This window comes from Stenotrophomonas sp. PA-6-5C, from assembly GCF_021605635.1.
GTDB classification, from domain to species: Bacteria; Pseudomonadota; Gammaproteobacteria; order Xanthomonadales; family Xanthomonadaceae; genus Stenotrophomonas; species Stenotrophomonas lactitubi.
Map to the genome: position 1 here is coordinate 1 of NZ_WKEE01000085.1, position 14,049 is coordinate 14,049.

12 protein-coding genes and 2 pseudogenes are annotated in these 14,049 nt (G+C 67.1%); 8 read left to right on the forward strand and 6 right to left on the reverse strand.

What is annotated here, in order from left to right; all coding sequences use genetic code 11:
• The 6 genes and pseudogenes from GIW57_RS22595 to GIW57_RS22620 form a co-directional block, all read left to right on the forward strand.
• Positions 1–391, forward strand: a pseudogene (locus GIW57_RS22595) (thymidine phosphorylase); the annotation flags it as partial.
• On the forward strand, positions 388–1,302 hold the full coding sequence (locus tag GIW57_RS22600) for a ribose-phosphate diphosphokinase (RefSeq protein ID WP_017355176.1): 915 nt from the start codon (positions 388–390) through the stop codon (positions 1,300–1,302). The pseudogene GIW57_RS22595 and the gene GIW57_RS22600, both read left to right, overlap by 4 nt.
• Positions 1,299–3,764 (forward strand): hypothetical protein, encoded by a 2,466-nt coding sequence (locus tag GIW57_RS22605; protein ID WP_017355175.1) that lies wholly within the window; start codon positions 1,299–1,301, stop codon positions 3,762–3,764. Before GIW57_RS22600 ends, GIW57_RS22605 begins: the two co-directional genes overlap by 4 nt.
• Before the next feature lie 25 nt (positions 3,765–3,789).
• Positions 3,790–5,382: an AarF/UbiB family protein gene (locus GIW57_RS22610; protein WP_017355174.1), complete on the forward strand. Its 1,593-nt coding sequence runs from the start codon at positions 3,790–3,792 to the stop codon at positions 5,380–5,382.
• Between the two features lie 63 nt (positions 5,383–5,445).
• Positions 5,446–7,521, forward strand: coding sequence for a heavy metal translocating P-type ATPase (locus tag GIW57_RS22615; RefSeq protein WP_082316348.1), 2,076 nt, complete (start codon positions 5,446–5,448; stop codon positions 7,519–7,521).
• Between the two features lie 19 nt (positions 7,522–7,540).
• A complete protein-coding gene (locus GIW57_RS22620) occupies positions 7,541–8,644 on the forward strand; it encodes an acetate/propionate family kinase (RefSeq protein WP_036196077.1) in 1,104 nt (367 codons plus the stop codon).
• 36 nt (positions 8,645–8,680) lie between these two features.
• Here GIW57_RS22620 and GIW57_RS22625 read toward each other — a convergent pair whose 3' ends face one another.
• The 4 genes from GIW57_RS22625 to GIW57_RS22640 all read right to left on the reverse strand — a co-directional run bounded on the left by GIW57_RS22625 (position 8,681) and on the right by GIW57_RS22640 (position 10,832).
• The gene (locus GIW57_RS22625; RefSeq protein ID WP_017355170.1) at positions 8,681–9,880 is read right to left on the reverse strand and encodes a hypothetical protein; all 1,200 of its coding nucleotides are present in this window, start codon (positions 9,878–9,880) and stop codon (positions 8,681–8,683) included.
• A 94-nt stretch (positions 9,881–9,974) separates the two neighbouring features.
• Entirely contained in the window at positions 9,975–10,187 is a 213-nt protein-coding gene (locus GIW57_RS22630) for a GDCCVxC domain-containing (seleno)protein (protein WP_083536958.1), read from the reverse strand.
• A complete protein-coding gene (locus GIW57_RS22635; protein WP_017355169.1) occupies positions 10,180–10,467 on the reverse strand; it encodes a heavy-metal-associated domain-containing protein in 288 nt (95 codons plus the stop codon). Before GIW57_RS22635 ends, GIW57_RS22630 begins: the two co-directional genes overlap by 8 nt.
• 8 nt (positions 10,468–10,475) lie before the next feature.
• The gene (locus GIW57_RS22640) at positions 10,476–10,832 is read right to left on the reverse strand and encodes a mercuric transporter MerT family protein (protein WP_017355168.1); all 357 of its coding nucleotides are present in this window, start codon (positions 10,830–10,832) and stop codon (positions 10,476–10,478) included.
• A 41-nt stretch (positions 10,833–10,873) separates the two neighbouring features.
• Between GIW57_RS22640 and GIW57_RS22645 the strand changes: the two genes are divergently transcribed.
• Positions 10,874–11,299, forward strand: a complete 426-nt coding sequence (locus GIW57_RS22645) for a MerR family transcriptional regulator (RefSeq protein ID WP_017355167.1) — start codon at positions 10,874–10,876, stop codon at positions 11,297–11,299.
• 696 nt (positions 11,300–11,995) lie between these two features.
• Positions 11,996–12,514: an N-acetyltransferase gene (locus tag GIW57_RS22650; protein ID WP_154353609.1), complete on the forward strand. Its 519-nt coding sequence runs from the start codon at positions 11,996–11,998 to the stop codon at positions 12,512–12,514.
• A gap of 129 nt (positions 12,515–12,643) precedes the next feature.
• On the opposite strand, the gene GIW57_RS22655 is transcribed toward GIW57_RS22650, so the two are convergent.
• A complete protein-coding gene (locus tag GIW57_RS22655) occupies positions 12,644–12,853 on the reverse strand; it encodes a hypothetical protein (protein WP_154352389.1) in 210 nt (69 codons plus the stop codon).
• Positions 12,854–12,914: 61 nt separating this feature from the next.
• Positions 12,915–14,049 (reverse strand): annotated as a pseudogene (locus GIW57_RS22660) (chromosome partitioning protein ParB); the annotation flags it as partial.

Below are 14,049 nucleotides of genomic sequence, written 5' to 3' on the forward strand. Positions count from 1 at the left end.
GGACATGGCAGCGGGCAGCAACGCCGGCACCGGACTGGAGCGCGCGCGCGGCGTGCTGGATTCCGGGGCGGCGCTGGCCAAGTTCCTGGCGATCTGCGAGGCCCAGGGAGGCTTCCGCGAACCGCCACGGGCGGCGTTCACCGCCGACGTCCCGGCGCCTGCATCGGGCCGCATCGCGGCGATCGACAACCGCAGGCTGGCCAAACTGGCCAAGCTGGCCGGCGCCCCGACATCCCCCACCGCCGGCCTCGAAACCGGTCTGCGGATCGGCGATACGGTCGAGCGCGGACAGCCCATGATGACCCTGCATGCGGAGTCGCCGGGAGAACTGGCCTACGCCCTGGAGCACGCCGCGACGCTGCAACCCTTTGTGCTTGGAGAGGTTCCATGACCCGTGTGCTGATGCCCTTCCCGGCCGATGCAGTGTTGGCCGGCACCATCAACCAGCCCCTGCAGGCGCGCATTGCACCCGTGGCCTGGCGGCACTTCCCCGATGGCGAGTCGCTGGTCACCCTGGACGACGCACTGGACGGCGCCGATGTGGCGATCCTGGCCAGCCTGCGCAACGCCGATGCCCTGGCCCTCCCGCTGCGCTTCGCCGCCCGGACCGCGCGCGAGTTCGGGGCTCGTTCGGTCGGCCTCATCGCACCCTACCTGGGGTATATGCGCCAGGACACCCGCTTCCATCGCGGCGAGGCGGTCAGTACACCGCTGTTTGCGCAATTCCTCGAAGAGGCTTTCGACTGGCTGGTGACCGTGGACCCGCACCTGCACCGCGTCGAGCGCCTGCAGTCGCTCTACCGCATTCCGACGGTCCACGTATCGGCGACGCCGGCCGTGGCCCGCTGGATCGCTGAGACCGTCCCCGACGCTGTGCTGATCGGCCCTGACAGCGAGAGCGAGCAGTGGGTAGCGGACATCGCCGCCCTGTCCGGCATGCCCTACCAGGTGCTGGCCAAGGAGCGGCACGGCGACTACGACGTGCGCGTCAGCCTGCCCGACCCGCAGGCCGTGGCGGGCCGGACCCCGGTCCTGATCGACGACATCGTGTCGTCCGGCCACACCATCCTGGAGACCCTCGCACACCTGCGCCGGTTGTCGTTGCCGCCGCCACTGCTGGTCGCCATCCATCCGGTGTTCGCCGGCGATGCCTATGCCCGCCTGCAGGAAGCAGGTCTGGCCCGCATCGTCAGTACCGACACCATTGCCCACCCGTCGAACGCGATCGCGCTCGGCGCGGACCTCGCTGACGCGGCATCGACCCTGATGTCCGCTTCGGCCGACTCCCCGGAGGACCCATGAACCTGCATCTCAACTGCTGCACCGCCGACCAGCTGTCGGCCGCCGAGCGCCAGCGGACCCTTGAACTCGCCGACGCCCACCGGCGGGCCGATCCCGCGTTTGACCATTGGGCGGCCGGCTACGGCGTGATCCGACATGACCCGCTCACCCAGCTCCGGGTCCGCCAGATGGTGCACGAGCTGGTGGCCTTGGGCCGCACGCCCGATGCCGGCACCGCCTGGCAGCGGCTCGCCGCGGCCGATCGCGTCACCAGCGCCGGCATGTGGCTGGTGGCCCACATGACCTACAGCCAGCGGGTCCGCACCGACGGCGCGGCCCTCGAGGCCGATGACTTCAAGGCCACGCCCGAAGGCCACACTGGCGGGTCCCTCAACATGGTGCCGGCCTACGCCGGCTACCTGCTGATGGACGCCCTGGATGGCGTCACCCGCGCATGGATGATGGGCCAGGGGCACTGCGTGGCCGCCATCGACGCGCTGAACGTGCTGGTTGGCAACATGACCGCCCGGCACGCCGAACGTTACGACCGCTCCGACGCGGGGCTGAGCCGGTTCGTCGGCGACTTCTATGCCTACACCCTCAATCCGGACGGAACACCGGCGTCGCCCCTGGGCTCCCACGTCAATGCGCACACCGCCGGGGGCGTGATGGAAGGCGGCTATCTCGGCTTTGCCGAACTGCAGTACGTGCATGCACCGCTCAAGGACGAACGCCTGGTGGCGTTCCTCAGCGACGGTGCGTTCGAGGAACAGCGCGGCAGCGACTGGGCGCCGCGCTGGTGGCGTGCCGAGGACAGCGGGCTGGTCAGCCCGATCATCATCCTCAACGGGCGGCGCATCGAACAGCGCAGCCAGATCGCCCAGCAGGGCGGCGAGCGGTGGCTGGACCGGCACCTGCGATTGAACGGCTTTGATCCGATCGCGCTGGACGGGCGCGATCCGGCCAGCATCGCGTGGGGTATCCATGTGATGGAGTCGCGCCTGCAAGCGGGCGCCGCCGTTCCCGATGCCGACGTGCGGCTGCCCTATGGCATTGCCGAAACCGTGAAGGGCTTCGGATTCCCCGGCGCCGGGACCAACGCCTCGCACAACCTGCCCCTGCCCGGGAATCCGTCGAAGGAGGCCGAGGCACGCGCGCTCTTCAATCAAGGCGCCGCGGCGCTGTTCGTGGCCGCGTCCGAGCTCGAGGAGGCTGTTGCCGCACTCAACAGCCACGACCTCCAGCAGCGCGTGCGCGAGCGCGACCATGCGCTGGCCGATCGCCAGGTGGAACCGCCCCGCGTCCCGGCGATCGCCGACCGCGGCGCCGGCGGCGAGAGCTCGCCGATGACCGCGCTCGACGAGCAGTTCGTCGCCATCGCCGAAGCGAACCCGGGGCTGCGCGTGCGCGTGGGCAATCCTGACGAGCTGCGCAGCAACAAGCTCGATCGCACCCTGGACGCAATGAAGCACCGGGTGCACGAGCCCGAGCCCGGTGTCGCGGAATCGACCACTGGCGCGGTCATCACCGCGCTTAATGAGGAAGCCGTGGTATGCGCCGCGCTCGGCAACAAGGGCGGGCTGAACCTGGTGGTCACCTACGAGGCGTTCGCACCGAAGATGCTGGGCGCCGTGCGCCAGGAATTGATCTTCGCGCGTCACCAGGCACAGGCGGGGCGACCGCCCGGCTGGCTGGGCGTGCCTCTCGTGCTGACCTCGCACACGTGGGAGAACGCGAAGAACGAGCAGTCCCATCAGGATCCGACCATGGCCGAGGCGCTCCTGGGCGAAATGGCCGACATATCGCGCGTGGTGTTTCCCCCGGACGCCAACGGCGCCGCCGCGGCCCTCGCCCACGCCTACGCGCAACGCGGCACGGTCACCACCCTGGTCGTCCCCAAGCGACCGGTGCCGCACGAGCTGACACCGACGCAGGCGCAGGCGCTGGCCACCCAAGGTGCGCTGTGCCTGGCCGGCAACCCGGCGACAGCGGCGATCCTGCTGGTCGCCACCGGTGCTTACCAATTGCAGGAAGTGCGCCACGCGCAGGTGCGCCTCGTTGAACGTGGCGTGTCGGCCGCGATCGTCTATCTCGGCGAGCCCGGCCGGTTCCGCACGCCGCGCGATCCGGACGAGGCGCGGTACGTGCACTCCGACAGCGAGGTCCATGCACTGTTCCCGGCGGAACGGCCGCGCATATTCGTCACGCATACGCGGCCCGAGCCCTTCCTGGGCGCGCTGCGCCGGCTCGACACTGGCCCGGCCACGACCGCGGCGCTCGGCTTCGTCAACCGCGGCGGCACGCTGGACGTGCCGGGACTGCTGTTCGCCAACCGCAGCACCTGGGCGCACGTGGTCGATGCGGCCGCGGGCGTCCTCGGCCAGTCCCGGGGCGGCCTGTTGTCGGAAGCGGAGCTGGCGGCAGTGGATGGTCGGGGCGATCCGGCCACGATCCTGCGTCCTGCAAGTGGGTCGACGCCATGAGTTGTCCAACCGGGAGCGCGCGTTGATGGCGGGCACGGTGCGGCGCGGAGGCCAGATTGCCTGGGCGGGACTCAAGCTCGGCGTCGCCGTGCTGCGCCTGCGCCGACGTGCACCCGACCTGCTTCCGGCATACGTCAGCACCACACTGGTGGGGTTGGGCACCACCTTCGTCAAGCTGGGCCAGGGCTTGAGCCTGCGCTGGGACCTGCTGCCGGCGCCCTATCGCGAGGCGCTGTCGCGATTGCACAGCGATGTGCCCCCCTTCCCGGCGGAGGAGGCCATGCGTATCGTCGAACAGGCGTTTGGCGCGCCGGTCGGCGAACTTTTCGCCAGCTTCGATGACAAGCCCCTGGCCGCGGCTTCAGTGGCCCAGATCCATCCAGCGCGCATGCATGATGGTCGCGATGTGGTCGTCAAGATCACCCGCCCCGGGATCCATGCCCAGGTGCAGGCGGATCTGCTGCTCCTGCGGCGCACGATGCGCGTCGCCCAGTGGATCTGGCCGCCACTGAAACGCCACCGGCCGCTCGAACTGGTGGACGAACTAGGCGCATTCCTGCGTGACGAGATCGACATGCGTCACGAGGCGCAGAACATGCGGCGCATGGCCAAGGTGCTGGATGCCCTGCCCGGCATCACCCAGCCGCACGTCGTCGAGCCGTATGCCACCCGCAACGTGCTTGTGCAGGATCGAAGCCACGGGACCCGTCTGGAGGCCGCGTACGGCACAGCGGCCGCTCCCGCACTGGCAAGGGCGCTGCTCGGTGCCTACGTGCATCAGCTCTTCGGCGCCGGCGTCTTCCATGCCGACCCGCACCCGGGGAATCTGTTCTTCTTTGACGACGGTCGCCTGTGCCTGCATGACTTTGGATCGATCGGCGTGCTCGACCCTGCATCCCGGCTCGCGCTCGGCGGCATGGTCGAGGCCATTGCGGCCGACGACGCCGAGGGCGTGCTGGATGCAGCGATCGCCATGGGCTTCTTCCCGTCGCAGGTCGACCGCCGCTCGCATGTGCGCGAGATCCACCTGATCCTGGCCGAGATGGCCAGCCGTCCGCTGGCGCAGTGGTCCATTGCCGAGGCAATCTGGCGCGTGGCACGCATTGGGCAGGGCGCTGGCTTCCGGCTTCCGGCCCACCTGCTGTCCCTGATCCGGACGCTGTTCCTGGTCGAGAACACGCTGCGGGCGCTGGATCCGAATCTGGACCTGCTGGGGACGCTGTCCGCGCAGGCGGCCGCGATCGCCGACATTGCCGAAGCCAGCCGCCCCAGCGGCAACAGGCCGCTTGCCATGCGGCTGGCCCGCACTGCGCGCCAACTGCCACAGATCGCCACCGACCTGTTGCGGCAGGCGCAACTGAGCGACGGACGACCCGCCTTCTCCGTACACCACCATGGCCTGAGTTCCACGCAGGAGGCAATCGCGCGCACGGGCAACCGGCTGGCGTTGGCCCTGGTCACCTTGGGCCTGTACGTAAGCGGTGCGCTGTTGAGCCTGCATTCCGACGGCCCGCAAGTGTTCGGTCACATGCCTTTCCTGGCTATGGTGGCTTTCGCTGCTGCGGGATTGCTCTCACTGCGGCTGGTGATGGCCATCGCCAGATCGGGACACTTGTAACAGAACACTGATCTATCTCCCCGCTGGTGCCCGGCGCATCAGTGCATCCAGGAAGGCAGACCCATGACGCAACACAATCATCATCATCAAGATCATCAGGCGCACGGCGAGCAACCGCCGCATCCCCGCACGGGTGCTGAAGGTGACGTCCATGCCGGGCACGACAAGCATGCCGGCCACAGCGTGGCGAGCTTCCGCGACAAGTTCTGGCTCACGCTGCTGCTGACCATCCCCACTCTGATCTGGAGCGGGATGATCCAGCATTGGTTCGACTACACCGCACCACAGTTCCCGGGGTCGGCGTACATCCCGGCGGTGTTCGGCACGATCGTGTACTTCTACGGCGGCTCGCCGTTCCTCCGCGGCGGATACCACGAGCTGAGAAATCGCCTGCCGGGCATGATGACGCTGATCTCGCTTGCGATCACCGTCGCCTTCCTTTACAGCGCGTTGGTCACGCTCGGCGTTGTCGAGGGCTTGGACCTGTGGTGGGAGCTGGCGACGCTGGTGGCGATCATGTTGCTCGGCCACTGGATCGAGATGCGTTCGATCAACCAGGCACAGGGCGCTCTCAAGGAACTCGCGAAGCTGCTGCCTGATATGGCGGTGCGGTTGGATGAGGCCGGTACCGCGAAGGAAGTCCCTGTCGCGGAACTGAAGCGCGGCGACCTGCTGCTCATCAGGCCCGGCGCGAGCATTCCCGCCGACGGCGTCGTGAAGGAAGGGACCAGCGCCGTCAACGAAGCGATGATCACCGGCGAGTCCAAGCCGATGGACAAGTCGACGGGCGACCGGGTGATCGCCGGCACCGTCAACGGACAGGGCTCGTTGCGTGTCGAGGTGACGGGAACCGGCGACGAGACCGCGCTCGCGGGTATCATGCGGCTCGTCGAGCAGGCCCAGACGTCGCGCTCGCGCGCCCAGGCCCTGGCGGACCGGGCGGCGTTCTACCTCACGATCATCGCCATCGTCTCCGCCGCGGTTACCGCCATTGTCTGGCCACTCCTCGGTCGACCGTGGAGCTTCACGATCGAGCGCGTAGTGACCGTGCTCGTGATCGCCTGTCCCCATGCGCTGGGTTTGGCCATCCCGCTGGTGACCGCCATCTCGACCACGATTGGCGCACGGAACGGCCTGCTCGTGCGCGATCGACGCGGCCTGGAAGAGGCCCGTTTGCTGAACACGGTCGTGTTCGACAAGACAGGCACGCTCACGCTCGGTTCGCACCGCGTCGTGAAGACCACTGCCGCCGATGGACTCACCGACGACGAGGTGCTTCGCGTGGCCGCGTCGGTCCAGCGCGACGCTGAACATCCGATCGCGCAGGCGCTGATGACCAGCGCCAAGGAACATGGCATCGACGTTCCGATGTCGCAGGACTTCGAGTCCATGCCGGGACGCGGCGTGCGCGCAGTCGTCGAGGAGCGCTCGCTTCACGTTGGCGGGCCGGGTCTGTTGAGAATGCTCGCGGTCGAACCGCCGGAGACGCTTCGGCGGGCTGCCGAATCAGCGGCAGCCGATGGTCAATCTGCAACCTACCTGGTGGAAGGCGACCGGGTGCTCGCCGTATTTGCGATCGCGGATGCCATCCGTCCCGAATCGTTCGACGCGGTCAAGCGGCTGCACGACGAAGGACTGGAGGTTGTCCTGCTGACGGGTGATTCCACGGCGGTCGCAAACGCGGTCGCGAAGGAACTCAACATCGACACCGTCTTCGCCGAGGTATTGCCCGAGGACAAGGTGGCAAAGATCGAGGAGCTGCAGGCCCAGGGCAAGCGCGTCGCGATGGTGGGTGACGGTGTCAATGACGCTCCGGCGCTGCTCACGTCCGACGTCGGCATCGCCATCGGCACAGGGACGGACGTCGCGGTCGAGGCCGGCGACGTCGTACTCGTGCGCAGCGACCCGCGCGACGTGCCAGCGATCATCGAATTGAGCAAGGCCACCTATCGCAAGATGATCCAGAACCTGTGGTGGGCCGCCGGCTACAACATCGTCGCCATCCCTCTCGCCGCTGGCGTTCTCGCCGCATGGGGGATCCTGCTGCAACCTGCGCTTGGGGCAGTGCTCATGTCGCTGAGCACCGTCGTTGTGGCAATCAATGCGCAGTTGTTGCGCCGGGCGGTGCGGTCCCCATGAACATGATTCGGGGACACCTGTGACCACGCGCCGGCTTCTTGCACTCAACGTTGGCTCGTCCACCCTCAAGGGCGCGTCCTATCTGTTCAACACTGAGGGACACGGCGCGCAGTCTCGTCTGCTCGAGCGCTCCCGGGCCGAAATTCCAGTCGGCGTGGATGCGCAGGAGCGCCTTGCCACCCTGCTCGAGGCATTGTCGGAGCCGTGGCCCAGCCCCGACGTGGTGGTGCACCGAATCGTACATGGCGGTGACCTGCACGACGCCCGCGAGCTCGACGAAACCGTGCTCGCGAAACTGGATGCATTGGTGCCGTTCGCACCCTTGCACCAGCCGGTAGCCCTCGCTTTCGCGCGTGCCGCGCGCATGCGTTGGCCGCACGCGCGCCAAGGCGTGGCCTTCGACACCGACTTCCACGCGTCGCTCGCGCCCTGGAGCCGGCGCTTGCCTGTCCCTGAAGCATGGGATGCGCTGGGCATCCGCCGCTACGGTTTCCATGGACTCGCCTTTGCCTCCGCGCTCCGCATAGTGGCCAGCCACGACGCTGGAATCCTGAAGGGCCGCGCTGTCTTCGCGCATCTGGGGGGTGGCTGCAGCGTCTGCGCCGTCGAGGGCGGCCGCAGCCGCGACACCACCATGGCGCTCACTCCGCTGGGTGGAATCCCGAGCCCTACCCGCTCCGGAGATCTCGATCCCGGCGCGTTGCTGTATCTGCTGAGGCATGAACGCCTGGATGCGCAGGCGCTTGAAAACGGCCTGTACCGCAGTGCAGGCCTTGCCGGAATCGCCGGCCATGGCGACATGCGCGTGTTGCTGACGGATCCCGGCCCGCAGGCCCAGCTTGCCGTGGAGCTCTTTGCAGTCCGGATTGCGCAGTCCATCGCGGCCATGGCCACGGCAATTGGCGGTCTCGACCATGTCGTCTTTTCCGGCGGCATCGGCCATCGCGCGCCGGTTTTGCGGGCTCGCATCGTCGCGCGACTGGCCTGGCTCGGCCTGGCGCTGGCACCTGACGTCAACGATGCTGGAGCCACGCGGATCGACCGCGGGGGCGGGCCGAGCATATGGAACGTCGCGATCGATGAGGAGCGCGAACTGGCTGAATCGGCACTCGCCTGGCTGTAGCCACGACACGCCCCAAGGGTCGGCTCCGGTGGGGAATCACTCCTCGATCCGTGACGACGTGAGCACCGCTGCGAATCCACCACCGGGGGTGCGCATGTTCGTGGTCTGGCCCTGGTACAGCCTGGCCGCGAACAACAGGACACCCGCCTCGGACGCGAAGCAGCGCACATCCGCCTTGAGGGACTGGCCCCCATGCACGATCCGCATGCTCGGTGGCGCGAAGGCCTGTGCGATGTAGGTCGCCGACGCCATAGACGCCCAAGTCCGCCGGGTCAACTTGTCGCCCCGATAACTCCCACGGCTGCCAAACCCTGCTGCAGGCTTGAAGAAATATCCGTTGCGCACTGCCCACAACGCATCCCGGTTCGCGGGCACGAGTTCGACCGTGGGCGGGATCACCTGGCCCAGCAGTGCCGTCGAACCCGCATCGACCCCGAACCCGCCGAGCAGAGCCGGGTCCCCGAGCACCGCAAGGTTGCGCTTGTCGGCAAACAGCGCGTGTGCTCGGGGATGCGGCATCAGCGCGACGTCCCCTGCCAGGTAAGCCTCACGAATGTCTGCATGCGAGGCATCCTCGAGCGCGAAATCGGTCAACCGGTTGTAGACAGTGTCGATTCGACCGTGGGCATCCTCAAGCCCGTCCGAACCAAACGACAAATCCTCGGGAGCGCTGATCACGCAGTCCACGCCATGGTCCCGAAACGCGTTCGCGTACAGCACAAACTCGGGGTAAAGGAACTGCGCTCGCGGAGTGCTGTCCACGATGGCCAGGCGCGACGGCGTGCGCCCGGATTGCTGCCGAGCATCCTCCATCCAGGCCGTGACGGCCGCATCACGCGCTTGGGCCGCGTTGGTCCAGGTGGCCCATGCTGGCGGCGCGCAAGACCGCACGGCATCGAGCAACAAGGCATTGAGGAGCAGACCGCCTGGATTGGTGTTGACCTCGATCAGCCGCGGGCCATCGACCGTCAGGTGAAAGTCCAGACCCAGGACGCCCCCCGCCGAACCCGGATCATGGGTTGCAATGTCAGGGGCCCATTGCAGGACCCGTTGGCTATATCCCGGGTTTCCTGCGACGTCGAAGACCGCCGCCGCGACTCGTCCCATGGCCTCCAACGCGGGCCGATCAACGAACAAGGCATAGGGTGAAAATAAGTGCGCGTGTACGGCGGGATCAGTCGTGAACTCCGGAAAGGCACCCCGGATCGACTCGTGCAGACGGAGGATGTCGACCACTTCGCATGCACACCGCTGGTTGAGCGGCGCGCTTTCCAGGGTGGCACAGTCGATCTCGCAGCCTGTCTGTCCAACTATTATCGGAGTCCGCGGTTCAACCACAACAGGGATTGTTCTGTTGGATCGGTGGACATGGCACTGTTCCGAACGAGCAGAACACACAGCAGTCGCCTTGATGCGGACGCAAAACCGCTCCACAGCCCGTGCACTCATAGAAGAATTGACACGCTGTGATGGGCATTGTCTCGGTCGCCCGATGGCCGCACTCCGGGCAGGTCAAGACGCTTTCCAGCTTGACGTCACTCACCGCCAGTCCGCACCTTGGCCGGGAAGCCTGCTTCCGTGACTGCACGCGCGATTCCGGCTGCATCCGTCTGGCTCGATTCGAACGTCACCGTGACTGTTTCAGCCCGGGTGTCCACCTTCACATCGGCCACGCCCGGCACCTTCTCCAGCGCCTTCCTGATGGTGATGCCGCAGGCGGGACAGGTCATGTTCTCAGCATCGAGCATCACTACGGTTGCGGGCGTCGCAAGAGCGGCACCGACCGACAGAGCAGCCACCAGGGCCAGTATCCACTTGTGCATCGCGCCTCCTACAGAATCCAGACGATGTAATAGGGAAACAGCAGCAACAGGACGATGAGGGCTGTCGCCAACCAGAGCCAACGTCGCCTGCGTCGCAGAGCGTCCGGGGCGATGCAACTGCCATCCACACCGCACCGTGCCGCCGGTCGATACAGCATCCAAAACGCCACGGCCAAGGACAGTACGGCGGCGGCGCTGAACCAGGGCCTCAAGGGATCGAGAGCTGTCAGGGTGCCGATCCAGGCGCCACTGATGCCCAGCAGGACCAGCACCAGCGGCACGACGCAGCAGACCGATGCGCCAATGGCGGCGATGCTCGCGCCAACGATGGCTGGAACAGACGATTTGGCCGGGGTTGTTTGCATCAGAGCATACTAGCCTCTGTACCTAGGTACGGAGTCAAGCCGTGCGTCCGAACACGTTTACGATCAGCCGGCTGGCGGCGGCGGCCGATGTGCACGTCGAAACCGTGCGCTACTACCAGCGGCGTAGGCTGCTGCGTCAACCCGAGCGACCCATAGGAGGCGTGCGTCGTTACGACGAAAACGATGTCAATCGGCTTCAGTTCATCCGGCGCGCTCAGATGATGGGATTCAGCCTCGACGAGATCGCTGGCCTGCTAGAGATCACAGGCGAAGGTTCTTGCGAGCAGACCCGTCAGCTGACCGAGCGAAAGCTCGTCGATGTCCGTCTACGAATCCGCGAGCTGCGACAGCTGGAGAGGGATCTCGAACAGAAAATAGCGCGGTGCGCCCAAGTGCCGGCGGGAGAGTGCTGCCCAACCCTCGATTTTCTGGAGCGGCCAATAAAGCCAGCTGCGACAGGCAGTTAGCTCACTTTCGGCCCGTTTTTACACGAATCCCTGCCGACCCTCAAATTGTTTTCGCCGGACGGTTGCAGCCATGAAGCCCGAGGCGCAGCCGTGCCACCGCCAGGATTCACAACGAGACAAGGACGCCTTGGGCCGAACCGCTCCGAAAGGAGATGGGGCCGACTCGGCATCCCCGCCCGAAGGCTTCTCCAGCTCGCTCACTGACGCGGGCCAGGTCAACCACCAAATGAAAGGCGAGAAAGCCCCGGCCGCACCTTGCGGCGCCGGTCTTGAGGCGTGGCGTGGAAGCTCCATAGCGATGCCGGGCGGGTTGTCCGTGAACCGTCCTTCGTGACGTGATGGGCAGGAACCGCCAGCGTTGAGGGCAGCACGCATCCGTGCAACCTGCTGCAGCAAGGGCCAGCGTGTTCGCCAGCACCCCGTCCATCGCAGCGTAGCGCTGGCCGCGCCGATCCGGCGCAGCCGGTTCGGCCGCATCGAGGGGCGCCAAGCATCGCGCGGCGGGGATAGCCCGCAGGGCTTTCCCCTGGAGGCAAGCGAAGCGCGCAGCGCCAAAGGCGCGAAGGCGCGAGGAATTGAAGCCGAATGGCCGTGACAGCGAAGTTGACACGGGGCGCAGCCCGAAAGCCCGGCGGGGCGAAGCGCCGACACGCCCAGGCCGTTCTATATTTTCAGGAAAGAATCCAAGAGCAGTCCATGACCATCCAGCTACGACACGAAACACCTGACGACATGGCCGCCATCGAGGCCGTCACGGTCGCCGCCTTCGCCGATGCACCGCACACCAGCCACACCGAGCAGTTCATCGTGCGCGCCCTGCGCGCCGCCGACGAACTGACGCTTTCCATCGTGGCCGAGGAACACGGCCAGGTCGTCGGCCATGTGGCCCTGTCGCCCGTGACCATCACCGATCGCAACGGCCACAAGGCCGAAGGCTGGTACGGCTTGGGGCCGATCTCCGTCCTGCCGCAAAGGCAAGGGCACGGCATCGGCTCGCGCCTGATGGAACAGGCGCTGTCTGAACTGCGTGACATGCAGGCCGCGGGCTGCGTGCTGCTGGGCGATCCCGCGTATTACGCGCGTTTTGGTTTTCAGGCCCGTGCGGGCCTGCAACTGCCGGGCGTGCCGCCCGGCTACTTCATGGCACTGGCCTTCGATGGGCCGGTGCCCGAAGGCATCGCACACTACAGCGATGCTTTCAACGCCGCCGCCTGAGCCAGCGCGAAGGCGGCGGCGTTCTGAATCGGCTGCTGGCCTTGAACACCGCGCGCGGCCACTACCGCGACCGGATTTGCATTTCACCGCGCCCAGGACGGAACGGCCTGGGCGCGGTGCTGATCGCGGTTATTCCTTCGTCTCGATGAGCCACCACAAGGCGCGCGGCAAGGCGCGGCCCGTGATGGGATGAATGTCGGTGAGGTCGGCGCGGGCCGACCAGCCCGAGGGCAGGCGATAGCCGCGTACGTCGCCTGCGCCGTGCCAGCGGCGGGCGCGTACTGTGCCGGGGGCGTAGATCGCCGCCATGCGCCGGCGGCTGGTGGCGGTGTGGATCATGGAGCTTCTCCTTCCAGCGAAGCGCCCCGGTCGAGGCCGGGGCGCTTGCCTTCGGCGCGGGTCAAGCGGCCAGCACCTCGGCGGGTTCATCCGCCATTGCTTCGGCATCCTCCGAGGCGTCCTGCTCCGGGCTTTCCTCCTGCGCGGCATCCTGCGGATCTGCGGCCTTGAAGATGGCGGGCATCCAGCCCGTGCCATCGGCCAGCCGCTCGGCTTCGCTGGCAATGTCGGCCTTCTTGAGCTTCGCCAGCCGGTTGATTTGCTCGGGCGCGTACTCGCCCACGGCATCCAGAATCACGGCCTTGGAAACGTGCTTGAAGTAGCCTTCTGCGGTCGGCTTCCACCATGCGGCCATGTCGAGGCCCACGGCCTGCGCCAGTTCTTCGCCGCGATGGTGCGTCGTGGCGCGGGGCGTCACCACGTCCACCGTGGAAGCCACGCACACGGCCAGCAGTCGCACCAGTTCGTCTTGCGGCTTCGCCAGCAGCGCGGCGAACAGTTCGGCGCTGTCCTCCGGCAAGGCTTCACCGGCCACCTGTTGCAGTTCGCGCAGCGCCACGGCGGCGGGCGATTCCGGCCAGTCCGGTGCCATGCCTTCCAGCCGGTATTGCGCCGTGAGGCGCACGCCGAGCGGCAGGCCATCGCCGTAGGCGTCGGGCTGCAAGACGGTCTGCACCATGCCATGCACCAGTGCGGCCAGCGCGACATGCGGATGCCGGGCGACTTCGATTTGCAGCGCCGCCGTGCGGTGGGCGCTCAACCGCTGCGCCAGCCGGTCGGACAGGCTCGCGGCCTTGGGTGCGTCGTCGGCGTCCTCGTGCTCGTCGTTGGCGACTTCGCCTTCGGTGTTGCCGAAACCGCGCCGCAGCTTTTCCAGCGTGCGCAGCGCCTTGGCCTCGGCTTCGCGCAGCAGGCCGCGATGAATGGCGGCTTCGCCGTTGCGGTCGATGGTGACGATGACACCGGCCACCTCGCGCACTTCGGGGGCATAGCCCTGTAAGGCGTCCTCCGCGTCTTGCAGTTCGCCGATCACCTGATCGCGCCGCCGTTCCAGCTTCTCGGCCTTGGCCTCGTCCTCGGCGTCGCAGGCTTCTTCCAGTTCGGCGTCGATCTTTTCGAGGCGGGTTTCCAGCCAGGCCTGGCCCTTATACACATCTCCCTCCCCCCCCGACAGATCCCTTAATATCCCTTTCCCC